Origin of the sequence: Roseivivax isoporae LMG 25204 (assembly GCF_000521865.1) — a bacterium.
Lineage (GTDB): Bacteria > Pseudomonadota > Alphaproteobacteria > Rhodobacterales > Rhodobacteraceae > Roseivivax > Roseivivax isoporae.
Genome location: NZ_JAME01000014.1, coordinates 41,647 through 64,310, shown reverse-complemented (window position 1 = coordinate 64,310; position 22,664 = coordinate 41,647). Strand labels below are relative to the sequence as shown.

Sequence of the window (22,664 nt, the reverse complement as noted above, 5' to 3'; positions counted from 1 at the left end):
CCGTCACTTCAGGCGGATGCCGGTCAGGTCCTGGTCGCCGGGAAGCTGCGACCGTTCGAGGATGATCTTCGAGATCGCCCGCGCCCGCACCGGGCTCAGCTGGGCGAGGATGGGGGCCGCGTCACGCTCGCGCATGGTGCCCAGCACCATGACCGTGGTCTCGAGGTCGAGGTCGTCCATGATGGTCGCCGCGTCGTCGGGTTTCATCGCCGAGTAGAGCGCGACCAGCCGGTCGACGTCCGCGGTCCGTGCCGCGGCAACCCGCTCGAGCAGTCCCGTCATCTCGGCGCGCAGCTCCTCGAACCGCGCCTTCTCGACCTCGAGCTGCTCGGCGGCGAGCTCGATCTCGGCCGCGCGCGCATCGAGCCGGTCCTTCTGCGCGGCCAGGAGCCCGCGTTCGGTCTTGATCGCCGACAGGAGAGTCTCGGGAATGGTGCAGCCGCGGGCGAGGATCTCGTCGGCGAGCGCGCCCACGTCCTGCGGCCCGCCGTCCTCGGCGCTGTCAGCCGTTTGCGTCGGCGCCGGATCCTCCGCGACATCGGCGGCCTCCGCCCGGCCCACGAACATGTCCCCGCCACCACCGGGCGCATCGGACCATGCCCCGATCGCCGCGCGCAGGATCCCGGCACAGGCGAGCGTGCCGAAGAGGATCTGCGTCCGGGAGGGCCGGATCACGACTGCCTCCGCTGCGCCGTCTCGAAGAAGGACCGCACCATGTCGGCCTTGCCCTCGACCGCCGCGACGCCGGTGCCGGCCTGCATCGCCCGCGCCGCCTGGTTGCGCAGGTTGCGCATGGTCGGCAGCGGCGAGAGCCGCGTGGCCGCGGTCTCGGGCTGCGGCGCCGGGGCCTCGCGGCCGGATGTGCGACCGCGGAGCGCCACCACGGTCTCCTCGGTCCGGTCCACGGCCTGGGCGAACTGGTCCACCGCCGGCTGCAGCTCCTGCAGGACCTGCATCAGCCGGCGCACGCGACGCTCCAGCACGAGGCCGAAGCCGATCGCGCCGAGAAGGAGTGCCATGATCATCATGTCGATGAAGAGACCGGTCATCTGATTACCCCGTTCCTGTCAAAAAGGATTTCCGTCACCCGCAGGGCCGCGGCCCCGCTCCGCCGCCGGCCCATGGCCCCGCGCAGCAATGTCCGCCCGCTCGCCGCGACCGCAACCTCGTCGTCGGGCCCGATGCCGAGATCGAGCACCTGTCCCTTGCGCCACGCGAGCGCATCGGACAGCGGCACGCGCAGCGTCTGCAGGATCGCGGTCAGGCGCACGCTCGTGTCCGACAGGGCCTGTTCCATGCGGTCCTGCCAGCCGTCCTCGGTGCCGATGCTCTCGCCCATCACCAGTTCGGACAGCTTGTCGCGTACCGGGTGCAGGGTGTTGTGCGGCAGGACGATGGCCAGCTCGCCGCCGCGCCCCTCGAGCGTCACGTTCAGCGTGACCTTGACGCAGGGACTCTTGGCCGGCGCGATCATCGTGGCCTGCGGGCTGCTCTCGAAATGCGAGACGTGGAAGCTCGCCTTCTCGACCGGCGCGAAGGCGGTCGAGAGCTCGGACAGCACCAGCCCGCAGATCTGCGTGGCGAGCCGTTTCTCGATCGAGGTGAAGCTGCGCGGGACCCATTCGCCCGGATCGGCCGCCCGGCCGCCGAGCAGGATCTCGAGGAGCGAGAAAAGGAGGTTCGGATCGATCGCGACGGCAAAGCTTCCGTCCCAGGGCTGCGCCTCGCAGACGATGGCCAGCCAGTGCGGACCGATGCCCGCCAGCGCGGCCCCCACGCCGGCGTAGTCGAGCCCGACCAGCTCGGCCTCGGCAGGCACGCCCGAGAAGCCCTTCATCGCGGCCGCGAGGTTCTGCACGTGACGCTCGAAGATCGGCTCGAGCATCGGCAGGCGCTCGATGTTCTCCGCGGTGACGCGGATGATCTCCTCCTCGAGGCTGAAGCCCTCGGTTGCGGCCTTGTTCATTGGATCACCATGTCGGCAATGAGCACCTCGCGGGGTGCGTCGCTCTCGGTCACGGCGCGCGCGCGGCGCAGGATTTCCGCCTTGAGCAGCGCGAGCCCCGCGCTGCCGTCGAGATCGTCCTCGGTCAGCTGGCGCAGGTAGTCCTGGATCGTGTCGCGCAGGAACAGGCCGCGATCGGCGACCCGGTCGGCACCATCCCGGCCCGGATCGACCACGAGGGCGAGGTCGAGCTTGAGAAAGCGCGTGGTCTTGCGTCCGGTGAGCGTGATGGCGGTGATGTTCACGATCATCTCGTCGAGCGGCACGATGGTGACCTCGCCAGCCTTGACGTGCTCGCGGGAGCCCTCGGCGGGCCCGCCGGTCTCGCCCGGCGCCTCGGCCGCTTCCGCGTCCGCGGGCGTGCCCATGACGAGCGCAAGGAAGGATTGCGGCCCCATGGCGATCGCCATGCCGCCGGCGCCCGCCACGGCGCAGAACGCCAGAAGGGCGGCTGCGATCAGCACGCGCCGCTTCAGAGGGCGTTTCGGCTTCTCCTCGTCCGCCACCGTATGTCCTGCCCGACTTATGGTTTGCTTTGTTCTTGTCTAATCTTGGCAAATTTACAATTGACGCACAAGAATAAAAAGGTCACGATCATGGATAAGCACGGCCGGATAAGAAAAATTCACCGGCATACAACGTGCACGAGGCAGAAACAGGCAGAGCAGCTGTGAACGTGCTCACTCAGAATCTCATGGCGCTCGGCCGCGGGCGACTGATCGCCCTTGGTGCGACAGGCGTCGGTCTCGTGCTCCTCCTGGTGCTCGGGCTCGGCACGGTGATGACACCGTCCTTCCGGCCGCTCTACGGCGACCTCGACCCGGCATCGGCGAGCCGCATCGTCAGCACGTTGGAGCAGGCGGGCTTCCGCGTCGAGCTCGACCGCGCAGGATCGGTGGTCAGCGTGCCCGAGGCCGACATCGCCCGGGCCCGCATGACGCTCGCCGACCAGGGTCTGCCCTCGCAGGGCACGCCCGGCTGGGAGCTGTTCGACGACGCAAGCGGGCTTGGCATGAACACCTTCATGCAGCGGGTGAACCGGCTCCGCGCGCTCGAGGGCGAGCTGTCGCGCTCGGTCCGCACCATCGACGGGATCGAGGCCGCGCGCGTTCACCTCGTCATTCCCGAACGCGAGGCCTTCTCGCGCACCCGTCCCGAGGCCACCGCGTCGGTCATCGTGCGGTCGCGCGCCGGCTACGCGATCAGCCGGCGGCAGGCGCTGGCGATCCGCGCGCTCGTGGCCTCGGCCGTGCCCGACATGTCTCCCGGCGCCGTCACCGTGCTGTCGGCCAGCGGCGAGACGATCCTCGGGCGCGACAGCGACCTGCCCGGCGAGGCGGCGGTGACAAGCGACCAGGCCGCCATGGAGGAGCGCCTGTCGCGCAGCGTGACCGAGATCCTCGCCGCGCGCGTGGGCGCCGCAAACGTGCGGGTGCAGGCGCGCGTGGACCTCAGCACCGAGCGGCAGGTCATCCGGCAGGAAAGCTTCGACCCCGACCAGCAGGTGATCCGCTCGACCGAGACGCGGGAGGAGGCGACCGAGGGCTCGGAGGCCGCCGCGGGCCAGGTCGGCGTCGCGAACCAGCTGCCGCCCGAATTGGCCGATGCGGCCGAGGACGGGCCGCGGTCCTCCTCGCGGTCGACCCAGTCGGACGAGATCGTGAACTACGAGATCGGATCGACCCTGTCCGAGACGGTGCGCGAGCCGGGCGACGTGGAGCGCGTGTCGGTCGCGGTGCTGGTCAACGGCATCTACGAGACCGGTCCGAACGGCGCCGCCGTCTACCGCGAGCGCACCCCGGAGGAGATCGAGCGCATCGAGCGGCTCGTGCGCTCCGCCATCGGCTTCGATGCCGAGCGCGGCGACACGGTGTCGGTGGAATCGCTGCAGTTCATGACCTTCGAGGAGGATACCGGCCTCGCGCAGGGCAGCCTGCTGGGCGACCTTCTCGCGCGGAACATGATGTCGATCCTGCGCGGCGTGCTGGCGCTCGCCATCGTGGTGGCGATCCTCGTCTTCGCGGTGCGACCCGCGCTGCGCCGCGCGCTCGACGCGCCGCCGGCGCCCGCACCGGACGCCGACGCGGCGGCCCTGCCGAAGGGCGAGGCCGCGCCGCAGCAGGTCGGCACCGACGTGGCGCGGCCGCAAATCCCGGCCAATCCCGGCCGGCGCATGATCACCGGCGACGACGGGCGCGTGACGCGCATCGAGCCCGCCCTCGACGGCATCATCGACGACGACGCGCCCGACGACCTCGTGTCCCTCGCGTCGGTCCGCGGGGGCGTGCGCCGCCGCCGCGTCCAGTCGGTGGGGGAACTGGTGGACGCCGAACCCGACGAGTCGATCCGGGTGCTGCGCCACTGGCTGGCCGAGGGGGCCTGATCCATGCGCTTCGTCTTTGACCGGGACTTCGACCGGGAGATCGAGATCGAGCGCGGCGGCGTGGGCATCGCCGCCGAGGACGCGGCCGAGGACGAGATTCTCGGCCGCATCGAGGCCGCGCGTCGCGAAGGGTTCGAGGACGGGCGCGTCGAGGGACACCGCATCGCGATGGCCGAAGCCCACGCCGAGATGCAGCGCCTGAGGCTCTCGGCGCTCGGCACGCTGGCCGCCGGCATGCAGGACCTCGTCGCGGCGACCGACCTGCACCGCGCACAGCTCGAGGCCGACGCCGCCGACTTCGCCTTTGCGCTCTGCGAGAAGTTCGCGCCGGAAATCCTGGGCAGGCTCGGACCCGGGCGCCTCCGGACCGAGGTGCTGGCGGCGCTCAAGCTCACGCTCGGGGCGGGCCGCGTGCGCGTGCGCCTGTCCTCCGACAGCGCCGAGCGGCTTGGCCCCGGGATCGAGGCGGAGGCCGAGGCGCTCGGGCTCGACGCGCGGATCGAGATCATCCGCGACGACACGCTCGGGCCCGGCGACGGCCGGGTGGAATGGAACAACGGGTTCATGGAAACGCACTTTGCGTCGCTCTGCGACCGCGTGATCGCGACGCTGCGCGAGGCGAAGGAGACCGGCGTCAGGCCGGCACCGGGACGGAGCATAGCCGATGAGTGACGACAGGAAGACGAGCCCGCGCGGCAAGCCCGCAGAGGAGCCCCGCGAGGCATCCGCCGGCGTCGGCGTGGCCGAGGCGCCCGCTGCCGCGGACGATGCCACCGGCGACCAGGATTTCGGCGCGACGATCCCGGAATTCGACGAGAGCCAGTCGGTCACCACCACTGCGAAGCCCGAGGGCGACGGCGTGGCGGGCCGCAGCATCCAGGCGATGCTGAACGTCGATCTCGAGGTCAAGGTGGTGCTGGGCGATTGCCGCATGCCGATCTCGACGCTGCTGAAGCTGACGCGCGGATCGGTGATCGAGCTCGACCAGCGGATCGGGGAGCCGGTGGAGCTGGTGGTCAACGACCGCCTCGTGGCGCGCGGGGAACTGGTCAAGCTCGCGGGCGACCGCATCGGCGTGTCCCTGACCGAGATCGTGCGCGACCACGTGAGCGAATTCTGAGCGCATGAGCCGGGCTGCCGCCCTCCTTTCCGCCGCGGCGCTCCTCGCGCTCGCGGCCCTGCCCGCCACGGCACAGGAGGCCGGCGGCTTTCTCGGTGCGCTCTCCGACGCGCTGTCGGACGCGCAGCCCGGATCGGACGAGAACGCGCAGCTCTCGGGCCGCATCGTCCAGCTGCTGGCGCTCTTCACGGTGCTGTCGATCGCGCCGGGGCTCCTTGTCGTGATGACGAGCTTCACGCGCTTCGTCATCGTGTTCTCGATCCTGCGCTCGGCGCTCGGGCTCAACCAGACGCCACCCAACATGGTGCTGTCGGCGATGGCGCTCTTCATGACGTTCTTCGTCATGCAGCCGGTCCTCGTCGACGCGTGGGAGGACGGCCTCGAGCCGCTGCTCGAGAACACGATCACCGAGCGGCAGGCGATCGAGCGCATGGGGGCACCGTTCAAGACCTTCATGTTCGCCAACACGCGGCCGAAGGACCTGGCGCTGTTCGAGGACATCGCGGCGCGGTCCGAGGGCGCGACGCCCGAGGCGAACGAGCCGCCCGCCGCGACCGCCGATGAGGCGAGCTGGCGGTCGCTGGTCCCGGCCTTCATGATCTCGGAGCTGCGGCGCGCCTTCGCCATCGGTTTCCTGATCTACCTGCCCTTCGTGGCGATCGACCTGATCGTGGCCTCGATCCTGATGAGCGCGGGCATGATGATGCTTCCCCCCGTCCTGATCTCGCTGCCGTTCAAGGTGATCTTCTTCGTGCTGATCGACGGTTGGTACATGCTCGCGGGCAGCCTGATGGAAAGCTATCTGCCGCTCGCGGGCGGCGGATGAACGCAACGCAGAGGGAGCGAGAGCGATGAGCGCCGCAACCATGGAACGCAAGACCATCTCCACCCCGGCCCGCGCGACATCGGGCCTGCCGCAATCCCTGCGCGGCCCCGAAAAGGCGGCGGTGCTGTTCCTCTGCCTCGGCGAGGAACGCGGCACCACCCTGATGAAACGGCTCTCGGAGGACGAGATCCGAAAGATCACCCACGCGATGGCAGGACTCGGCATCATCCCCGCGCCCTCGGTCGAGAAGGTCATGCGCGAATTCGGCGAGACCGTCGCGAATGGCGGCAGCGTCGTCGGCTCGTACACCATGGCGGAATCCATGCTGCGCAAGGTGCTGCCCGAGGACCAGGTCAGCTCGATCCTGCGCGAGATCCGGGGGCCCCTGCAGGAACGCGACCTCTGGGCCCGGTTCAGCGCGCTGAACGAGACCACGATCGCGAACTACCTGCGCGGCGAGCACGACCAGACAGCCGCCGCGATCCTGTCGAACCTCGTGACGTCGGTCGCGGCGAACGTGCTGCCGCTCCTCGGCGAGGAGCGCATGATCAGCATCCTCGAGCGCATGATCCGCATGGACGCCGTGCCGCACCACATGATGCGCCACATCGAGGAGGCGCTGAACCGCGACATGGCCGAGGTCGCCGCGCAGCCGACCGCCGCCGAGAAGGAAAAGCGGATGGCCGAGCTCTTCAACCGGCTCGACAACGACACGTTCGAACGGCTCGCCCCGAGGCTCGAGGAGAAGATGCCCGACGACTTCCCGGCGATCCGCCAGAAGATGTTCACCTTCGACGACCTGGTGAAGCTCGACACCCAGAGCCTCGTGCGGGTGATGCGCGGCGTGGACGGCAACACCCTGCCCATGGCGCTGAAGGGCGCGAAGGCCGCGGTACTGGAACGCTTCTTCGCCGCCCTGCCCCAGCGGTCGCGCGACATGCTCGAGGACGAGCTGCGCACCATGGGCCAGGTGCGCGCGCGCGACGTGCGTGCCGCGCAGACGGCGATGCTGGACTGCGCGCGCCAGCTCGCGGCGGACGAGGTCATCGTCCTGCCGATCGGCGCCGAGGAAGAGGAACTGATGGGCTGAGGGCCCGGCCTGCGCGCGGGTCCGGGCAGCCCCGGTGCCGCGCGCGGTGCCTCAGGCGGCGGCGCGGAAGCTGTCGAACCAGCGGTTGTCGTCCTCGTAGTCGAGCGCCACGAGGATGTCGAAGAGTTCCGGGAACCGGGTGAACTGGTCGATGATGCGCGCGCGGTGCTCGGGGCGTTGCCAGCGCGGGATCTCGGTGCGCTGCACCGGCCGCACGCCGTTCAGCGCGCGCTGCAGGTCGGCCGGGATCTCGGCCTTGTGGAAATCCGAGAAGCGGCCCTCGAACTCGAGCCCGAGGTCGCGGGCGAGCTGCGCCTGCATCGCCTCGGGGTCGGCCACGAGGCGTTCGTATTTCAGCAGGAACACGCCCTGCGGAAAGACGCCCGACATGGCGACCTCGGCGATGGCGTGGTGCGTCGGGATGAGGCCCGGGTTCGTCAGCATCGGCGCGCTGCCGTCGGGCGGCACGAAGTAGGTGCGGTCCGCATGGCAGAAATAGTCGTCCGGCACGCTCGCATGGCGGCTTGTCAAAAGGTCGCGCGGGTCGCGCAGCGACACGATCAGGTCCACGCGTTTCTGGTTGTCGTTGAGCTTCAGGATGCCCGGGATGTCGAAGATGTCGAGCGGGCGCTTGGTCACGTAGCTGCCCGGCAGCGCGACGTAGCCCGCCGCGGGCACCTCGCGCGCGGGCAGCCTGAAGCCCTGCAGCGTCTGGCGCAGCATGTTGTAGAAGAGCGTCGTGCCGGCCCGGCCCTGCCCCGCGATGAGGATGTGTCGGTCCATGGGAATCTCCTGTCCGGGTTCAGCCGTAGGGGTTCGCGGGCCGCGCGCTGATCGCGGCGATGTCGATGGTGATGGGCGTGAACGCGCCGCCCCTGTTCAGGCCGGTCGACAGCATCTGCACCGCGGCGCTTCCGGCGGACAGGCCGGCCACGCCGTTCCTCGCGTCGGTCAGCGTCACGTAGAGCCGCATGATGCGGTCGATCTCCTCGGGGTCTTTGAGGGACTCGAGGTCGAACTTGTCGGCGAGGATCTCGGCCTGGCGGTCGATGTCGATGCCCGCCACCGCATCGGGGATGCCGAATGCGGTGCGCATGACCACCGACAGGTCCTGGTCCTTGAGGATGTCGAAGTAGTTCCTGACGCCGCCGATCTTCTCGCGGAAGTCGAGCGCGCGGCCGACCGTCTCGTTCTGGTCGTTGTAGGTGTCGATCATCTGCCGTGTCACGTAGCGGTCGACCACCTCCTCGCGCCAGCGGCTGCTGATCGTGTTGAGCGTGTTGACCCCCTCGGGACCGAAGCCGAGCGCGTTGTAGAGTTCCTTGAACCGGGGGTCGGACAGCCGGTTCACCAGCGCATCGGGCTCGGCGATGTCGCTCTTCAGCATCTTGGACATGAGCGCCTTGCCGAAGATCTGGTCCTCGAGATCGAAGGCGCGCATGACGAAGCCGTAGAGCTCGGGGTCGGCCATCAGGTCGTCCACCGAGTTCACGTCGGCGATGTTCTCGCGGAAATGCGAGATCGCGCGCTCGTGCTGCGCCGATGTCCGGATCAGCTCGCGCGCGCGGTCCTCGGTGGCCTTGACCAGCGTCAGGGCCGTCTGCCCGGTCATGCCGCCGATCGGGATCATTCCGCCGCGATCCCCGCCGCCTCGCTCGGAATCGAGCCGGCGTCTTCCCCGGTCTTGTGCGCGATCTTCTCGAGCAGCTTGGCCTCGTGCTCGATCACCGGGCGCAGTTCGGCCAGCGCCATGTAGTAATTGGCCTGGCTGACATAGTTGGCCGCCTCGAAGATCGCCGACAGAGAGGCGCCGCCGAACACGGTGGCAAGCTCGGCCAGTCCGCGCTGGATCAGCGGCACGAGGTCGTCGCGCATCTTGGCGTAGATGAGCGCGGTCTGGATCTTGAAGTAGACGCGGGTCACCGGCGTGTTCGCGGAGCTTTCCTCGAGCAGGTCGGAGGAGCGCACGACATCCGCGCGGCTTTCGATGAGGATGGTGTGACGGCGGTTCGAGTTGCGGATCGCGCACCCGTTGACCACCAACCGTTCGTTCGGCCGGAGCGTGAGGCTGAGCGGCATCGGATCACACCTCCCCTGGACGCGGCGCCTGGCCCGCGAGGCCGGCGATGATGCGGCGATTGACCTCGATCAGGGCGTCGAGGCCGGGCTTGCCGCCCAGGACCTGCGTCGACTGGCGGTCGACCCAGAGCGAGATCGAGATGAGCGCGGCGCGGATGCCCTCGGGCAGGCGGTTGCCGCTGTCGGCGAGGTCGTGGCGCAGCGCGCGCCACAGCGCCTGGTTGTCGGTCAGCGCCTCGCGCAGGCCCTGCGCTAGGATGAAATGGCGCCGTCCCGGGACGGCGGTGTCGAACCCTTCCGCGTGCCGCTCGAGGGCGGCGGTGACGCGGGTCAGCACGCGGCGTTCGATCTGACGGGGCGATTCGCTTTCCCGGATCGTCTGCTTGTAGGCTGCGATGCTCATGTTTTCCTCTTGCCTCTTCTGGTCTGTTCGCCCGTTGGACCGGCTTCTGTGTCCGGCCGTTCGTCAGTCGGACCCGGCGGTGCCGGGTCCGACGTCACTCGTTACTCGAACGGAGAAGAGACCCGGTCAGCGAAAGAGGCTGAGGATGTTCTGCGGGGCCTGGTTGGCGATCGACAGGGACTGCGTGGCGAGCTGCTGCTGCACCTGCAGAGCCTGAAGCCGCGCGGCCTCTTCCTCCATGTTGGCGTCGACCATCGAGCCCACGCCGACGTCGATCCGGTCGGTCAGTTCGCCGAGGAACTGCTTCTGGGTCTCGATCGACTTTTCCGCCACGCCGAGCGCGGTGGCCGACGTGATCGCCGCGTCGAGCGCGCCCTGCGCATCGGTGAGCGCCTGCGACAGCACCGTGGCGGCCGAGGCCGCCGAAGCCGCGCTGCTGATGTCGATGTTGGCCAGCGTCGACTGGATGGCGGTCAGGTCCTGACGGTCGTAGGTGATCGTCGTGGTGCTGACGCCCGATGCGCTGCGGGTGATGCCGGTGACGACGGTCACCGCGGTGACGCTGTCGACGGCCCCCTTCACGAGGCTCTCGCCGTTGAACGTGGACTGGTCGATCACGGTCTGGATCCGTGCCGCCAGCTCGTTCAGTTCGGTCTGGATGTCCGTGCGCGCGGACTGGTCACCGGCCGAGCCCTGGGCGAACGCGACGCGCTCGAGGAACTCGTCGGCCAGGTCGGCAACGGTTTCGGCACCAAGGCGCGCGGTCGAGACCGAGTTCTGCTGCAGCGTCAGGCTCTCGTCGATCGCCTTGTACATGCTGCTGTCGCCGCTCATCGTCTTGGAGATGGCGAAATAGGCGGCGTTGTCCTTGCCCGAGGAAATCTTGAGGCCGGTCGAGATGCGGTCCTGCGCGCCCTCGAGGTCGCGGTTGATGTTGCGGAGGGTGGACAGCGCGGTCATCGCCGAAGCGTTGGTATTGATGGAAGACATGGTTTCTGCTCCTGTACTTTCCTGTTTCTTGGCTGTCCTTCTGACGGCCTGCAGACCTTCTTTGTCAGGTCCACGTGTCGGAAGTTGGGTGAAGAAGTTTCACCGAAGTTAACGTCAGACCTCCCGATCGATGCGTGGCATCGCGGCCACGTCTTTCTGGCGTGCGTCGCCGTCCCGGCCATAAAGCCCGCCGAGCCCGTGCCGCTCGCGCAGGCGCACGAGGTCGGCCGCCATCTCGCCCGCGGCAATGCGCAGCCGGTCGATGCGCGCGGCGTTCCGCGCCAGCAGCGCCTGCAGCGACAGAAGCGACGCGCGCAGCGCGGCGTCGGCCTCGGCGCGCGCGCGCAGGTCGGTGCCGCGGCTTTCGAGCCGCGACAGCAGCGCCTCCTTCTCGGGCACGAGGGCCAGCGCCTTGCGCGTGTCGCCGCGGTCGAGTGCCGTGTTCTCGCGTTCCAGCAGCGCGCGGAGCGCGTGCAGGTCCGGATCGCCCTTGCGCCCGATCATGCGCCCGCCCCCCGGCGATAGGCGCCGATGGCCGCCGCGACGCTCTGGGCGATGCCGGTGCGCGACTGGTCGGCGATGGCGTCCGCGACCGCGTTCGACAGGAAGGACCGCCACGCCTCGCCGGCCTGGCCGCCGCCCATGATGTCCTCGCCCGCGGTCTGCAGCATCTGGTCCACCGCCTGCGACAGGAAGGCAGCCTCGAAGTCGCGGGCGGCCTGCGCGGGATCGGCGGCATTCTCGGGCCGCGACGCCATCGGCGCGAGCGGCGGGATCGACACGGGTATGTCCATGATCTGCCTCAGATGATTTCCATGTCGGCGTGCAGCGCGCCCGCCGCCTTGATCGCCTGCAGGATCGAGATCGTCTCGGTCGCGCCGACGCCGATGGCGTTCAGCCCGTCCACCAGCCGCTGCAGGCTCACGCCGCCGTCGAGAATGGCGAATCGTGCCGGCTGTTCGGTGACCTCCACCGTGGTCTGCGGCACCACGACCGTCTCACCGATCGAGATCGGTTCGGGCTGGCTGACCTGGATCTCCTCGCGCACCATGACGGTGAGGCCGCCCTGGCTGACCGCCACCTCGTCGATGCGGACGTTGCCGCCCATGACGATGGTGCCGGACCGCGCGTCGATGACCACCTTGGCACGCACGTCGGGTTCGACCTCGAGCCGCTCGATCGCGGCCATCGCGCCCATGAGGTCGGTCTTGCCGTATGGCTCGACCTCGACCGTCGAAGGGTCGAGCGCGCGGGCGGTATTGCCGCCAAGCGCGCGGTTGATCGCGTCGGCCACGCGCACCGCTGTTGTGAAGTCGGGATCGCGCAACGCGATCCGGATCGAGCGCAGCGAATCAAGCTCGAAGCCGATCTCGTTCTCGACCGTCGCGCCGTTCTCGATCCGGGCCACCGTGGGCACGCCCTCGACGATCGAGGCGTTGAGGCCCTGCGCGGCGTAGCCCGCGACCGCGATCGGGCCCTGAGCCACGGCGTAGACCTCGCCGTCCGCGCCGGACAGCGGCGTGACGATCAGCGTCCCGCCCCGGAGCGAACTCGCATCGCCGAGCGACGACACGACCACGTCGATGGTCGATCCCCGGCGCGCGAAGGGCGGCAGCATCGCCGTCACCATCACCGCGGCGGTGTTCTGCGTGCGGATGTTGTCGTCCGACAGGTTGCCGACACCCAGGCGTTCCAGCATGCCCTCGATGCTCTTCTCGGTGAACGGGCTGTTGCGCAGGCTGTCGCCCGTGCCGTTGAGGCCGACCACGAGCCCGTATCCCACGAGCTGGTTCTCGCGCACCCCTTCGAAGGTGGCGATGTCCTTGATCCGCACCTGCGCGACGGCGCCTTCCGCGACCAGCCCCGCACACAGCGCGAGGACGGCCCAGACGGCCCGCGCGCCGAATTTCCAGCGCGCCATCTCTGCCTCGTTTTTCCTGCCTCTTTTGCGTGAACAAGACCACATATGGACAAGAAATGACAGAACAAAAAACAATTCTTGCCATTTTTATTCTTGTCTATTCTTATAGGGGTCACAAGAAGAGCAGAAATGCGCAGGGCGGCGGAATCCGGAAAAGAGACCGTCCGCGCGACCTGAGGCAGAACAAGATGAACATCTATCTCTACGAACCGCGCGACGCGCGGCACCGGGGGCTGGCCGACGAGCTTGCGCGGGCCGACATCGTCGCCGTGCCCGCGGATGCCCGCTTCCTCGACCGCCCGCCCGAAACGCTGCGGGTGGCCTGCCCCGAGGGGGCGGCATTCCTGCTGGCGGACACGCCGGAGACGCTCGACTACATCCGTAACCTCAGGCGCGCGGAGCTGCACGGTCCGATCCTGGTGATGCGCGACCTGCGCAACGCGCGCGCCACGGCCGACTCGCTCGATGCCGGCGCTGACGACGACGTGGTGTTGCCGATCAAGGCTGTGGAGATGCGGTCGCGCATCAACTCGATCCTGCGACGCGCCGGCGGTCACGCCGCCGAAAGCACCACCGTGGGCGAGGTCACCGTCTACTTCGACGGCCGCAATCCCGACGTCTGCGGCGTGGCGGTGCACCTGTCGCGGCGCGAGCACGCGATCCTGCGCCACCTGGCGCTGAACGCGACGCGGGTGGTGTCGAAGCAGGTGCTCTACGACGCCGTCTACGGCCTGTCCGAGGACCAACCCTTCGACAAGGTGATCGACGTCTACATCTGCAAGATCCGGAAGAAGCTGTCCGCGGCGGCGGCGTCGGGCCACGTCTACATCGAGACGGTGCACCGGAGGGGCTACAAGCTCACCGCGCCGCAACCGGTGCAGGCGACGGCGGCGGAGTGACCGCCGCCGTCCCGCGACCCATGGTCAGAGGAAGTTCAGGAACGACATCTGCGCCAGCCGCGCGGTGACCGCGTAGCTTGCCTGCAGCCGCGTCTCGAGGTCGCTCATGCGGGTCGCGGCCTCGTAGGGATCGACCCCCTCGAGCGCGTTCGATTCCCCGTGCAGCAGGTCGCGCCGGTCCTGCAGGCGCAGCGTCGTCGCCTCGAGATGGCCGCGCGCCTCGCCGGTGCGGGCCTCGCCCTGGATCAGGCCGTCGATCCCGCGCGACAGCGCGTCGAGCGCATCGCCCATCCACGCGGCATAGGCCTCCGGGTCCTCGATCTGCGACACGTCCGTGGACGCCAGCATCGACAGGCCGCGCACCACGTCGCGGAAGCCCGGGTCATCGGCCTGGATGCCGTATTCCAGCACCGCGCCGGTGTCGATCGCAGCCGACAGGCGCGGCCCGGTTGCCGGCGCGCCCTCGTAGAACACGCCCTCGTAGCCGCCCGAGAACAGCGCCTCGACCGCCGCGGATTTCGCCGCCGCATCGGCCGCGGAGGCCGGGCCGCCCGCGACGATCGCCTGCATCGCCGCCTCGGGCGAGGTGCCGCCACTGCCGGCGCTGCCCCAGGACACGAGCCCGGGGCCGTCGCTGTCGACACCCGAGAAGAGCCGCCGCCCGGCATGGGTGGTGTTCGAGATGTCTGCGATCCGGGTCAGCGCGTCGCGCGCCGCGACCTGGAGTTCCGCCGCGCTGAACGCGGGCTCGTCCCGGTTCGGGACGGCCAGCGTGAGCACCGATTGCGCGGTCTCGGACATGGCGCCGAGCGCGTCCTCCATCGCCGCGAGCCGACCCTCGATCATCTTGTTCGACGACAGGAACGTGTCGACCCGCGCGAGTTCGGCATGCAGGCCGATGGCGCGGCCGGCCTGCGTGCCGAGCGCGCCGTAGGCGTCGGCGTGGCGGCCTGTCGACACTTCCTGGGCGGCGCGGTCGATCTCGCCCTGCAGGCGCGCGACGCTCTCGCGCCGCATCATCTGCGAGGCGAAGGTTGCCGGAGCGGAAATCGGGATCCCCATGGTGCTGCCTTTCTCAGACCGCCGCGAGCAGGGTGTCGACCATGCGCGTGAGCGCGGTGATGACCTGCGAGTTGGCGGCGTAGGATTGTTCGATGGCCAGCAGCTTCTGCAGCTCGTCGTCGATGTTCACGCCTTCGGCCGCGGCGCGTTCCGCCGCGATCGAGGCCACGGCTGCGCGCTGCGCCTCGGCCGCGCTGGAGGCCGCCGAGGTGGCGCCCGCCTGGTCCGAGATGAGCCGCGCGGCGAAGTCGCCCACCCGGACCGATCCGCCGAAGCCGAATGAAGCGTCGAAGGATTGCGTCCCGCTCAGAGCGTCGGAGAAGGCCAGGACCTGCGTCGGGTCCGACTCTGCCCCTGCCGCGGGGGCGCCAATTCCGTCGCGCACCCGGCGCACGTCGCCGCCGGCCTCGGGCCGCACGGCGTCGTTGACCGCGATCCGCCCGGCGAGGCCCCCGGTCGCGGCGGGATCGAGCGCGCCGCCGGCATCGGTGAAGAGGCCCGCCTGCCCCGGCGCGAGGCTCGCGTCCGCCGCCTCGAAGGTGGCGATGACGCCGCGGGCCAGCTCGTCGAGCGCCGCCGCCATCTCCGGCAGCGTCTGGTCGCGCAGGACGATCTGCGCCGACAGCGATCCGGTCGAGATGCCGCGCGCACCCTCGCGGCCGGGCGTCACGTCGACGCCGCCCGCGCTGAGCGTTCCGCTGCCGGGATCGTAGACGAGCGTCGCCGCCTCGCCGTCCTCGACCAGCGCCGCGCCGCCCGCGGCGTGCAGGTCGATGCCGCCGTCCGACCGGGTCTGTACCCGCACGTCCATGATCTGCGAAAGCCGCTCGAGCGCCGCGTCGCGGCGGTCGCGCAGACCCGCTGCGGACATGTCGCCGCCCGGCTGCAGGCGGATCTGCGAATCGAGGGCCGCGATGTCGCCCAGGAGGTCGTTCGCCTCGAGGATGTCGGCATCGATCGCGTTGCCCGCGGTCTCGCGCGCGGTGTCCGCGGCACGCGCGCTCTCGTTCAGCGTGTCGCTCAGCGCCGCCGCGGCGCGCACCACCGCGGCCTGCGCGTTGGCGTCGCCCGGCTCAGCCGACAGGAGGTCGAGCCGGGATTGCAACTCGCCGATCCGGTCGCCGAGGTTGCGCCCGTCGCCCGGTTCCCCGAGCGCGCGGGTATAGACCGCGAGCCCCGAGGCCGTCGCGGTCTGGAACGCCGCGCCCGCCCCCTCGATCCGCTGCCGGGACTGCAGCGTCAGGTCCACGTCGCGCCGGATCGCGGTGATCTCGGCGCCGCCGCCGAACCGCGCCTCGCTGGTCGCGGCGTCACGCCGGACATACCCGGCGCGACCGGCATTGGCGATGTTCGACGAGGCCAGTTCTGCCTGTCCCGCGGCGACGGTCAGGCCGCTGCGGCTGGTCATGTAGGCGGAGGTGATGCTCATGGCGGGCGTCCCTGTTGCGCGGGCGAGAGATCAGGCTCAGCGCTTGAGCTGCAGCGTCTCTTCCAGCATCTCGTTCGAGGTGGTCACGATCTTGGCGTTCGAGGAATAGGCGCGCTGTGCCTGGATGAGGTCGGTCAGCTCGGAGGTGACCTCGACATTCGATCCCTCGAGCGCGCCGCCGCTGATGCTGCCTGCGCCGGCGGTGCCGGCCGCGAGCAGGTTCAGCGGGCCGCTGTCCTGCGACAGCCGGAACGCGTTGCCGTCCACGCGGGCGAGGCCGTTGGCGTTCGGAACCGTCGCGAGCGGGATCTGGTAGAGCGGCACGCGAGCCCCGTTGTCGAAGATGCCGTAGACGGTGCCCGTCTCGTCGATCTCGGTGCGGGCCAGCACGCCCGCCTCGCGGCCGTCCACATCGGTCGAGAGGCCGGTATAGTCGCCGGCGAACTGGGTGATCCCGTCGAACGTGCCCGGTGTGCCGAGGTCGAGGGTGATGTCCTGGGGGGCCGTGCCGTTGTCGACGGTGATCGTCGCGGTGCCTGTCGCCACGTCGAAGGCGAAGGCCGACGGCGCCGTGGCGAGGTTCGTGACGTTGGCATAGGCGGCCGGTGCGCCTGCCGCAGCGCCGCTGTCGTTGAAGCTCACGTCGACCGAGCCGAGCGGCAGGCCGGCATCGTCGGAGACCGTCAGCGACCAGGCGTTGTCGGCCGCACCCGGCTGCCAGGAAAAGCGCAGCCGCTCCGCCGCGCCGAGCGGCGTGTAGTATTCGGCCGAGGACGCGAACGGATCGCCCGGCGTGGCGAGACCCGTGGCCTGCGACGGCAGGTTGCCCGCGAGGCGCATCGCGGTCGAGGCCTCGCCGTTGATCGACCGCCCGCCCACGTTCACCGTCTGGAGGTCGCCGAAGCTCGCGCCGTCGGGCGTGCCGAGCGTGCCGTCCGGTCCGTAGGCGTAGCCCGACAGGTAGAAGCCGGCCGCGTTCACGAGGTTGCCGTCGTCGTCGGCGCGGAAGGACCCGGCCCGCGTCAGCATGTAGTTCGCCTGGTTGGTGTCGTTCGCGTTGCGCGACACGGCGAAGAACCCGTCGCCCGAGATCGCGAGGTCGGTCGCGGTGCCGGTATTGCGCACGGCGCCGCCGCGCGTGACCTCGGCGCGGTCCTCGGCGCGCACACCCGCCCCGCTGGAACTTGCCTGGCTCATGGTGACCTCGGTCACGAGCTGCGAGAAGCTGCGGCGGTAGCCGTCGGTATTCGCGTTCGCAATGTTCTGCGAGATGTTGCCGACGCGATCGGCGTTCGCCGTCAGGCCGCTGACGCCGATCTGCATGGCTTGCGAAATGCTCATCGTCTGTCTCCTGTCCCGTTTGCCGGGTGTTGTGGGACCTGCCTCGGGTCCAAGATGGGCGGCAAAGATTTCATCTGGTTTAAAGAATTGCCGCGCTATTCCTTGACCTGTCCTTGGCCACAATCCTCAGCCGTCGGGCTCGGACAGGCTGTCGATGCGCTCGACCGTGCGCAGCGCGTCGGCGATCTCGGCTTCGACCATGCTCTGCCGCAGTGGCAGGAGCTCAGGCCGGTCGGCGGCGAGCTCGCGGGCGATGGCCGCCCAGTGGGGCGTCTCGGCCAGCTGCGGCAACGCGTCGACGATCGCGCCGATGTCGGCGCTGCTGCCGCTGCGATGGGCGGCAAGCAGCATGCGCGCGGCGCGCGAGGGCGCCATGGCGGCCGGCGCCCGCTCCCAGAGCGCGCGGTAGGTCTCGTAGGCCTCGGACCAGCTTTCGCGGGCGAAGAGCGCATCGGCCTTGAGCCGCAGGAACCGCTCCGACGGCTCGGGCGGCGTCGCGTCGAGAAGCGCCTCGGTGTCGCCCGACGCCTCGAAGACGCTTGCGCGCAGGTGCAAGAGCCGCTCGGACAGCTCGGGATTCTCGGCGCCGAGAGGCGCGGCCAGGAGCGGCACCGCCTCCTCGGGTCGCCCGCCGGCGATCAGCGCCTCGGCCTCGGCCAGCCGCAGCCGGTCGTCCCGCGCGGGCTCCGCCTTCCCGAGCCCCAGGTCCTGCGCCACCGCCACGTGGTCGCGCAGCACCGACAGCTCCTCTGCCGCCGCGGCGGTGAAGCCGTGCGACATCAGGAGCCCGGCATAGGACTCGGAATAGGCATCGAAGAGGCCCGACATGCGGAAATCTTCGGCCAGACGCTGGTGCGCCTGCATGAAGACCGGCAGCGGCATGATGCCCGACAGCCCCTCGCCGTAGACCTGCGCCAGGAGCGCCTCGGCCTCGGCGCGCGCCTTCTGGGCGTCGAGCGAGTCGGGATAGGCGCGCAGGATGTCGTGCAGCACGACGAGCGCCGAGACCCGGTCGCCCGCCGCGAGGTCCGCGGCCGCGAGCGCGGCCAGCGTCTGCCGCCCGAGCGGCCCGCCCTGCCAGAGCCTGCGCGCCGCGCGCAGCATTTCGGCCGCCTCGGCCGGCTCGAGCGTGCCGGTCCGCTGGCCGAGCGCGACGAGGGCGAGCCGCGCGCGCTGCGCGGCGGCGTCCCGCCCCGTGGCCGCGCGCAGGTAGCTGTCGAAGGCCGCGACGTCCTCGCGTCCGGCCTCCGCCACGCGGCCGAGCTGGTAGTGGTAGACGCTGCCCTCGCGCAGCGCGTCGATCTCCTCGAACCGGCCGGCGAGCTTGCGCGCCTCCCACCAGCGCTCGGCGCCGACCGCGTGGTCGAGCATCGGCGGCAGCGCCACCGCCTGCAGCGCCACGGGCAGCGCGTCGATGCGGTCGATGGCCTCGGCGAAGTCCGGGATGGGGCCGGTCGGCCCCTCGGCGATCGCAAGGAGCGCCGAAAAGAGCGGCACGTCCGGCCCCTCGGGAGCCGCGTCCGCCGCCGGGACCGGGTCGTGCCGCCGGGGATCGAAGGCCCGGAGCGCCAGGTCCAGCACCTCGGAGACCGGCGACGCCTCGCCCGCGGCCTCGGCGCGACGCAGGAACGACCGCGCCTCGGGAAACATGCCGTGGGCGAGGTGCAGGCGAGCGAGGCCGATCAGGACCCCGGCGCGGTGCGACTCGCGCGCCGCCGCCAGCGCCTCGAGCATGCCGGCGCGGGTCTCGAGATACGGAGCCTCGGCGAGCGGGCCAAGGTCGAGCGCGGGCAGCCGCCGCGGCGCGGGCGGCGTGGGCGGAACCGTCTCGGCCGCGTCCGGGGGGGCGGCGACGTCGTCGGGCGCAGCACCGGGCCAGACGAGCGGGGTCTCAGGGCGTGCGAGATCGGCCGGGGGCACCCCCGGCAACGACAACGACGACCCGGTTCCACCGGCCAGCGCGAGAAAGATCCAAGAATAGACGGACACGAGATCAACTCTATACTTGCTGTAACCGTAAAAATCGGTCATTTATTCAAAATAAGCAAGTATAATAAAAGCAGCCAGAGGCAGGCAGCAGACGAGTCATGGAGAGTTCGGCTTACATACCGATATCGCTCGCGGCCGCGTTGCGGCGCGATCTGGATGTCACAGCGAACAACATCGCGAACGCCGACACGGCGGGCTTCAAGCGCGAGCGTGTCGCCTTCGAATCTTACGTGCACAACGCCGCGGCGGGGCCTGAGGGCGACATGTCCTACGTGGTCGACGGCGGGTCCTATGTCGACCCGGCGCAGGGCGCGCTCAAGCACAGCGGCAACCCGCTCGACCTCGCGATCGAGGGGGCGGGCTGGTTCGGCTACGAGACCGAGGACGGCCAGCGCGCCTACGGGCGCGACGGGCGGCTCACGGTCGACGCGCAGGGCAACCTCGTGACGCTCGCCGGCGCCCGCATTCTCGACGCGGGCGGTGCGCCTGTGGCGCTCGCGCGGGAACTGGCAACGACGGTGTCGATCGCCGAGGACGGCACGATGACCGGCGCCGACGGCGCGATGCTGGGCCGCATCGGGCTCTTCGACATTCCCGACCTGCAATCCTTCGAACGGCTCGGCAACGGGCTCTTCGTGGCGCCGGACGGCGCGGCGGCGGCGGTTCCGGCCGCGGCCACGCGCATGATCCAGGGCGCGGTCGAGGGCAGCAACGTGCAGCCGGTGGTCGAGATGACCCGCATGATCGAGATCCAGCGGGCCTACGAGCGGGCGACCAAGCTCACGCAGACGGCGAGCGACCTGCAGCGCGACACGATCCAGCGGCTGGGCCGTCCGGCCTGACCCTTGCGCGGACCGCGCGTTCCTCCAGAGGAGACTGACCCATGAAGGCACTTGGTATCGCCGCGACCGGCATGCTGGCGCAGCAGACGAACGTCGACGTCATCTCGAACAACATCGCCAACGCGAACACCACGGGCTTCAAGGCGCGGCGCGCGGCGTTCCAGGACCTGATCTACGAGAACCGCCAGCGCGAGGGGACACTGACCGCCGAGGCCGGGTCCGCCCGGCCGACCGGCGTCGACGTGGGTCTCGGCGTGCGGACCGCGGGCGTCGTGCGCCTGAACACGCAGGGCGGCCTCGCGCAGACCGAGAACCAGACCGACATCGCCATCGACGGGCGCGGCTATTTCACGGTGCTGATGCCGGACGGCGGACAGGCCTATACCCGCGACGGCGCGTTCCAGATCTCGGCCGAGGGGCAACTCGTGACGCTGCAGGGCTACGAGGTCGACCCGGGCATCGTGGTCCCCGAGAACACCGTGCAGCTCGACATCGCCGAGGACGGCACGGTGTCGGCCTTCGTCGAGAACGACCCCCAGCCGGTCGAGCTCGGCCGCCTGACGCTCGCCACCTTCGTGAACGACAGCGGGCTGCGGGCGCTCGGCTCGAACCTGCTCGAGGCGACGGTGGCCTCGGGCGACGCGCAGGCCGCGAACCCGGGTGATCCGGGGATCGGCGTGGTGCGGCAGGGCTACCTCGAGAATTCCAACGTCAACATCATCCAGCAGATCACCGACCTGATCTCGGCGCAGCGCGCCTACGAGATGAACTCGAAGACGATCGAGACCGCCGACCAGATGATGTCGACGGCGAACCAGATCAAATGATCCGCGCGGCACTCATCGCCGGGACGCTCGCCGTGGCGGCTTCGGCCGCCGCGGCCGAGGCGGTCGCGGTGCTGGTCGAGGAGAGGACGCGCGAGGCGCTCGGCCCCCGCTTTCCCGACGAGGGCGAGGTGCGCGTCACCTTCACCCATGCGGGCGTCGAGGACGCGATGGTCCTCTCGGCCTACTGGATGGACGAGGAGACCGGCCAGTTCATCGCCAATGCGGTGGACGACGGCGGCACCATCCACCGGCTGACCGGCTACGCGGTGGTGCGGGTGCCGGTCGCGGTGCCCGTGCGGCGGCTCATGCCCGGCGACATCGTGACCGCCGACGATCTGCAGGTGATCGAGCTGCCGCAGGGCCGGCTCGGCAGCTTCGCCGTGCCGCAGGCCGAACGGCTCGTCGGCATGGAGGTGCGCTCGATGCTGGCCCAGGGGCGGCCGGTCATGGCGCAGTCGATCCAGAAACCCCTCGTCGTCGCCCGCGGACAGTCGGTGACGATCCGCTTCGACGACGGGCAGCTTGCGCTGAGCGCGCCGGGACGCGCCCTGCGCGACGCCCATGAAGGCCAGGAGGTGAAGGTGGTCAACGTGGTGAGCAACCAGACGGTGATCGGCGTCGCGGGCGCCGACGGCAGCGTGACGGTGACGCGATGAAGATCGTGACCAGGCTTTCCCCGCTTGCGGCCGCGCTCGTCGCGTCGGGCTGCGGCGGCTTCCATGCCGGGCTCGACCCGCAACCGTCGCAGGTGGGCACCGGCGTCCAGCAGCTCGAACGCGTGCAGGTGCCGATGCCGCCGCCAGAAGTGTCCCGCGTCGCCTACCGCGCCGAGGAGGCGTCGCTGTGGCAGACGGGTTCCGGCGGGTTCTTCGCCGACCAGCGCGCGGAGGAGGTCGGCGACCTCCTGACCATCGTGATCGAGATCGACGACGGCGCGTCGCTGCGCAACGAGACCGAGCGCGAGCGCGACGGGCAGGTCAACCTCGGCACGCCCTCGCTCTTCGGCTACGGCCGGCAGCTGGGGCAGATCCTGCCCGGCGTCGACGAGGAGGACCTTGCCGACAAGGACCTGATCGCGGTGTCTGGCGGGCAGAGCGCGACCGGGTCCGGCCGGATCCGGCGCAACGAGACGGTGAACCTGCGCGTGGCCGCGCTGGTGGTCGACAAGCTGCCGAACGGCAACCTCGTGATCGCCGGCCGGCAGGAGGTAAAGGTCAACCACGAACTGCGCGACCTGCGCGTCGCGGGCATCATCCGGCCCGAGGACATCCAGCGCGACAACTCGATCCGGTACGACAAGATCGCCGAGGCGCGCATCACCTATGGCGGCGAGGGACAGCTGTCGCGGCAGCAGCAGGTCAGCTACGGCGAAGGCGTGATGGACGTGATCCTTCCTTATTAACTGTCCCTCAAGGACAAGGTTTCGCCTGAATCGGCGTCCAGTCTGCGTCTCGTACA

At 70.1% G+C, this 22,664-nt stretch carries 26 protein-coding genes; 10 read left to right on the top strand and 16 right to left on the bottom strand.

Features of this window, described 5'->3' with window-relative positions; genetic code table 11:
- Nucleotides 1-3: 3 nt before the first annotated feature.
- The 4 genes from RISW2_RS10720 to RISW2_RS10705 are packed head-to-tail and all read right to left on the bottom strand — an operon-like array spanning nt 4 to nt 2,511.
- Nucleotides 4-675, bottom strand: coding sequence for a MotE family protein (locus tag RISW2_RS10720; RefSeq protein WP_051491937.1), 672 nt, complete (start codon nt 673-675; stop codon nt 4-6).
- Nucleotides 672-1,049 (bottom strand): hypothetical protein, encoded by a 378-nt coding sequence (locus tag RISW2_RS10715; RefSeq protein WP_043770398.1) that lies wholly within the window; start codon nt 1,047-1,049, stop codon nt 672-674. Before RISW2_RS10715 ends, RISW2_RS10720 begins: the two co-directional genes overlap by 4 nt.
- Nucleotides 1,046-1,966 carry a flagellar motor switch protein FliM gene (locus tag RISW2_RS10710; RefSeq protein WP_043770395.1) on the bottom strand — a complete coding sequence of 307 codons (921 nt, stop codon included), beginning with the start codon at nt 1,964-1,966 and terminating at the stop codon, nt 1,046-1,048. The genes RISW2_RS10715 and RISW2_RS10710 overlap by 4 nt, the downstream gene beginning before the upstream one ends.
- Entirely contained in the window at nt 1,963-2,511 is a 549-nt protein-coding gene (locus tag RISW2_RS10705; protein WP_051491936.1) for a flagellar basal body-associated FliL family protein, read from the bottom strand. The genes RISW2_RS10710 and RISW2_RS10705 overlap by 4 nt, the downstream gene beginning before the upstream one ends.
- Nucleotides 2,512-2,675: 164 nt before the next feature.
- On the opposite strand from RISW2_RS10705, the gene fliF reads away from it, so the two are divergent.
- From fliF to RISW2_RS10680, 5 genes are read left to right on the top strand one after another with little or no spacing between them, the layout of a single operon-like run.
- Nucleotides 2,676-4,388 carry a flagellar basal-body MS-ring/collar protein FliF gene (gene fliF, locus RISW2_RS10700; protein WP_244437544.1) on the top strand — a complete coding sequence of 571 codons (1,713 nt, stop codon included), beginning with the start codon at nt 2,676-2,678 and terminating at the stop codon, nt 4,386-4,388.
- Between the two features lie 3 nt (nt 4,389-4,391).
- On the top strand, nt 4,392-5,060 hold the full coding sequence (locus RISW2_RS10695) for a FliH/SctL family protein (RefSeq protein WP_043770389.1): 669 nt from the start codon (nt 4,392-4,394) through the stop codon (nt 5,058-5,060).
- Nucleotides 5,053-5,508: a FliM/FliN family flagellar motor switch protein gene (locus RISW2_RS25470; protein ID WP_084615338.1), complete on the top strand. Its 456-nt coding sequence runs from the start codon at nt 5,053-5,055 to the stop codon at nt 5,506-5,508. The genes RISW2_RS10695 and RISW2_RS25470 overlap by 8 nt, the downstream gene beginning before the upstream one ends.
- A 4-nt stretch (nt 5,509-5,512) precedes the next feature.
- The gene (gene fliP, locus RISW2_RS10685; RefSeq protein ID WP_043770387.1) at nt 5,513-6,334 is read left to right on the top strand and encodes a flagellar type III secretion system pore protein FliP; all 822 of its coding nucleotides are present in this window, start codon (nt 5,513-5,515) and stop codon (nt 6,332-6,334) included.
- A 25-nt stretch (nt 6,335-6,359) separates the two neighbouring features.
- Nucleotides 6,360-7,424, top strand: a complete 1,065-nt coding sequence (locus tag RISW2_RS10680) for a flagellar motor switch protein FliG (protein WP_043770384.1) — start codon at nt 6,360-6,362, stop codon at nt 7,422-7,424.
- A 51-nt stretch (nt 7,425-7,475) separates the two neighbouring features.
- Here RISW2_RS10680 and RISW2_RS10675 read toward each other — a convergent pair whose 3' ends face one another.
- The 8 genes from RISW2_RS10675 to RISW2_RS10640 all read right to left on the bottom strand — a co-directional run bounded on the left by RISW2_RS10675 (nt 7,476) and on the right by RISW2_RS10640 (nt 12,817).
- Nucleotides 7,476-8,207, bottom strand: a complete 732-nt coding sequence (locus RISW2_RS10675; protein ID WP_043770381.1) for a sulfotransferase family protein — start codon at nt 8,205-8,207, stop codon at nt 7,476-7,478.
- 19 nt (nt 8,208-8,226) lie between these two features.
- Nucleotides 8,227-9,054, bottom strand: coding sequence for a DUF1217 domain-containing protein (locus RISW2_RS10670; protein WP_043770378.1), 828 nt, complete (start codon nt 9,052-9,054; stop codon nt 8,227-8,229).
- The gene (locus RISW2_RS10665) at nt 9,051-9,503 is read right to left on the bottom strand and encodes a flagellar biosynthesis repressor FlbT (protein ID WP_084615337.1); all 453 of its coding nucleotides are present in this window, start codon (nt 9,501-9,503) and stop codon (nt 9,051-9,053) included. The genes RISW2_RS10670 and RISW2_RS10665 overlap by 4 nt, the downstream gene beginning before the upstream one ends.
- A 4-nt stretch (nt 9,504-9,507) precedes the next feature.
- On the bottom strand, nt 9,508-9,906 hold the full coding sequence (locus RISW2_RS10660) for a flagellar biosynthesis regulator FlaF (protein WP_043770373.1): 399 nt from the start codon (nt 9,904-9,906) through the stop codon (nt 9,508-9,510).
- A gap of 126 nt (nt 9,907-10,032) precedes the next feature.
- The gene (locus RISW2_RS10655; protein ID WP_043770369.1) at nt 10,033-10,896 is read right to left on the bottom strand and encodes a flagellin N-terminal helical domain-containing protein; all 864 of its coding nucleotides are present in this window, start codon (nt 10,894-10,896) and stop codon (nt 10,033-10,035) included.
- A gap of 114 nt (nt 10,897-11,010) precedes the next feature.
- A complete protein-coding gene (locus tag RISW2_RS10650; protein ID WP_043770366.1) occupies nt 11,011-11,400 on the bottom strand; it encodes a hypothetical protein in 390 nt (129 codons plus the stop codon).
- Nucleotides 11,397-11,690 carry a rod-binding protein gene (locus RISW2_RS10645; RefSeq protein ID WP_043770363.1) on the bottom strand — a complete coding sequence of 98 codons (294 nt, stop codon included), beginning with the start codon at nt 11,688-11,690 and terminating at the stop codon, nt 11,397-11,399. Before RISW2_RS10645 ends, RISW2_RS10650 begins: the two co-directional genes overlap by 4 nt.
- A gap of 8 nt (nt 11,691-11,698) precedes the next feature.
- Nucleotides 11,699-12,817, bottom strand: a complete 1,119-nt coding sequence (locus RISW2_RS10640) for a flagellar basal body P-ring protein FlgI (protein ID WP_051491935.1) — start codon at nt 12,815-12,817, stop codon at nt 11,699-11,701.
- Nucleotides 12,818-13,005: 188 nt separating this feature from the next.
- Here RISW2_RS10640 and RISW2_RS10635 point away from each other — a divergent pair, with 188 nt between their 5' ends.
- Complete coding sequence (locus RISW2_RS10635; RefSeq protein ID WP_043770360.1) at nt 13,006-13,716, top strand: response regulator transcription factor; 711 nt, start codon at nt 13,006-13,008, stop codon at nt 13,714-13,716.
- Between the two features lie 24 nt (nt 13,717-13,740).
- Here RISW2_RS10635 and RISW2_RS10630 read toward each other — a convergent pair whose 3' ends face one another.
- From RISW2_RS10630 to RISW2_RS10615, 4 genes are all read right to left on the bottom strand, one after another.
- Complete coding sequence (locus RISW2_RS10630; RefSeq protein ID WP_043770356.1) at nt 13,741-14,778, bottom strand: flagellin N-terminal helical domain-containing protein; 1,038 nt, start codon at nt 14,776-14,778, stop codon at nt 13,741-13,743.
- Nucleotides 14,779-14,791: 13 nt separating this feature from the next.
- On the bottom strand, nt 14,792-16,207 hold the full coding sequence (gene flgK, locus RISW2_RS10625) for a flagellar hook-associated protein FlgK (RefSeq protein WP_043770352.1): 1,416 nt from the start codon (nt 16,205-16,207) through the stop codon (nt 14,792-14,794).
- Nucleotides 16,208-16,243: 36 nt separating this feature from the next.
- A complete protein-coding gene (locus RISW2_RS10620) occupies nt 16,244-17,548 on the bottom strand; it encodes a flagellar hook protein FlgE (RefSeq protein WP_043770348.1) in 1,305 nt (434 codons plus the stop codon).
- Between the two features lie 126 nt (nt 17,549-17,674).
- Entirely contained in the window at nt 17,675-19,537 is a 1,863-nt protein-coding gene (locus RISW2_RS10615) for a hypothetical protein (RefSeq protein WP_162164319.1), read from the bottom strand.
- Between the two features lie 98 nt (nt 19,538-19,635).
- Between RISW2_RS10615 and flgF the strand changes: the two genes are divergently transcribed.
- From flgF to flgH, 4 genes are read left to right on the top strand one after another with little or no spacing between them, the layout of a single operon-like run.
- Entirely contained in the window at nt 19,636-20,379 is a 744-nt protein-coding gene (flgF, locus tag RISW2_RS10610; protein ID WP_043770342.1) for a flagellar basal-body rod protein FlgF, read from the top strand.
- Between the two features lie 41 nt (nt 20,380-20,420).
- Complete coding sequence (flgG, locus tag RISW2_RS10605; protein ID WP_043770339.1) at nt 20,421-21,206, top strand: flagellar basal-body rod protein FlgG; 786 nt, start codon at nt 20,421-20,423, stop codon at nt 21,204-21,206.
- Nucleotides 21,203-21,862: a flagellar basal body P-ring formation chaperone FlgA gene (gene flgA / locus RISW2_RS10600; RefSeq protein WP_043770337.1), complete on the top strand. Its 660-nt coding sequence runs from the start codon at nt 21,203-21,205 to the stop codon at nt 21,860-21,862. Before flgG ends, flgA begins: the two co-directional genes overlap by 4 nt.
- Nucleotides 21,859-22,608, top strand: coding sequence for a flagellar basal body L-ring protein FlgH (gene flgH, locus RISW2_RS10595; RefSeq protein ID WP_043770334.1), 750 nt, complete (start codon nt 21,859-21,861; stop codon nt 22,606-22,608). The genes flgA and flgH overlap by 4 nt, the downstream gene beginning before the upstream one ends.
- Nucleotides 22,609-22,664 lie beyond the last annotated feature (56 nt).

What these genes read in the sequence shown, in the direction of transcription:
- RISW2_RS10715 (WP_043770398.1), bottom strand. Translation starts at nt 1,049, where the DNA reads ATGACCGGTCTCTTCATCGACATGATGATCATGGCACTCCTTCTCGGC.
- RISW2_RS10710 (WP_043770395.1), bottom strand. Translation starts at nt 1,966, where the DNA reads ATGAACAAGGCCGCAACCGAGGGCTTCAGCCTCGAGGAGGAGATCATC.
- RISW2_RS10695 (WP_043770389.1), top strand. Translation starts at nt 4,392, where the DNA reads ATGCGCTTCGTCTTTGACCGGGACTTCGACCGGGAGATCGAGATCGAG.
- RISW2_RS25470 (WP_084615338.1), top strand. Translation starts at nt 5,053, where the DNA reads ATGAGTGACGACAGGAAGACGAGCCCGCGCGGCAAGCCCGCAGAGGAG.
- fliP (WP_043770387.1), top strand. Translation starts at nt 5,513, where the DNA reads ATGAGCCGGGCTGCCGCCCTCCTTTCCGCCGCGGCGCTCCTCGCGCTC.
- RISW2_RS10680 (WP_043770384.1), top strand. Translation starts at nt 6,360, where the DNA reads ATGAGCGCCGCAACCATGGAACGCAAGACCATCTCCACCCCGGCCCGC.
- RISW2_RS10675 (WP_043770381.1), bottom strand. Translation starts at nt 8,207, where the DNA reads ATGGACCGACACATCCTCATCGCGGGGCAGGGCCGGGCCGGCACGACG.
- RISW2_RS10670 (WP_043770378.1), bottom strand. Translation starts at nt 9,054, where the DNA reads ATGATCCCGATCGGCGGCATGACCGGGCAGACGGCCCTGACGCTGGTC.
- RISW2_RS10665 (WP_084615337.1), bottom strand. Translation starts at nt 9,503, where the DNA reads ATGCCGCTCAGCCTCACGCTCCGGCCGAACGAACGGTTGGTGGTCAAC.
- RISW2_RS10660 (WP_043770373.1), bottom strand. Translation starts at nt 9,906, where the DNA reads ATGAGCATCGCAGCCTACAAGCAGACGATCCGGGAAAGCGAATCGCCC.
- RISW2_RS10655 (WP_043770369.1), bottom strand. Translation starts at nt 10,896, where the DNA reads ATGTCTTCCATCAATACCAACGCTTCGGCGATGACCGCGCTGTCCACC.
- RISW2_RS10650 (WP_043770366.1), bottom strand. Translation starts at nt 11,400, where the DNA reads ATGATCGGGCGCAAGGGCGATCCGGACCTGCACGCGCTCCGCGCGCTG.
- RISW2_RS10645 (WP_043770363.1), bottom strand. Translation starts at nt 11,690, where the DNA reads ATGGACATACCCGTGTCGATCCCGCCGCTCGCGCCGATGGCGTCGCGG.
- RISW2_RS10640 (WP_051491935.1), bottom strand. Translation starts at nt 12,817, where the DNA reads ATGGCGCGCTGGAAATTCGGCGCGCGGGCCGTCTGGGCCGTCCTCGCG.
- RISW2_RS10635 (WP_043770360.1), top strand. Translation starts at nt 13,006, where the DNA reads ATGAACATCTATCTCTACGAACCGCGCGACGCGCGGCACCGGGGGCTG.
- RISW2_RS10630 (WP_043770356.1), bottom strand. Translation starts at nt 14,778, where the DNA reads ATGGGGATCCCGATTTCCGCTCCGGCAACCTTCGCCTCGCAGATGATG.
- flgK (WP_043770352.1), bottom strand. Translation starts at nt 16,207, where the DNA reads ATGAGCATCACCTCCGCCTACATGACCAGCCGCAGCGGCCTGACCGTC.
- RISW2_RS10620 (WP_043770348.1), bottom strand. Translation starts at nt 17,548, where the DNA reads ATGAGCATTTCGCAAGCCATGCAGATCGGCGTCAGCGGCCTGACGGCG.
- flgF (WP_043770342.1), top strand. Translation starts at nt 19,636, where the DNA reads ATGGAGAGTTCGGCTTACATACCGATATCGCTCGCGGCCGCGTTGCGG.
- flgG (WP_043770339.1), top strand. Translation starts at nt 20,421, where the DNA reads ATGAAGGCACTTGGTATCGCCGCGACCGGCATGCTGGCGCAGCAGACG.
- flgA (WP_043770337.1), top strand. Translation starts at nt 21,203, where the DNA reads ATGATCCGCGCGGCACTCATCGCCGGGACGCTCGCCGTGGCGGCTTCG.
- flgH (WP_043770334.1), top strand. Translation starts at nt 21,859, where the DNA reads ATGAAGATCGTGACCAGGCTTTCCCCGCTTGCGGCCGCGCTCGTCGCG.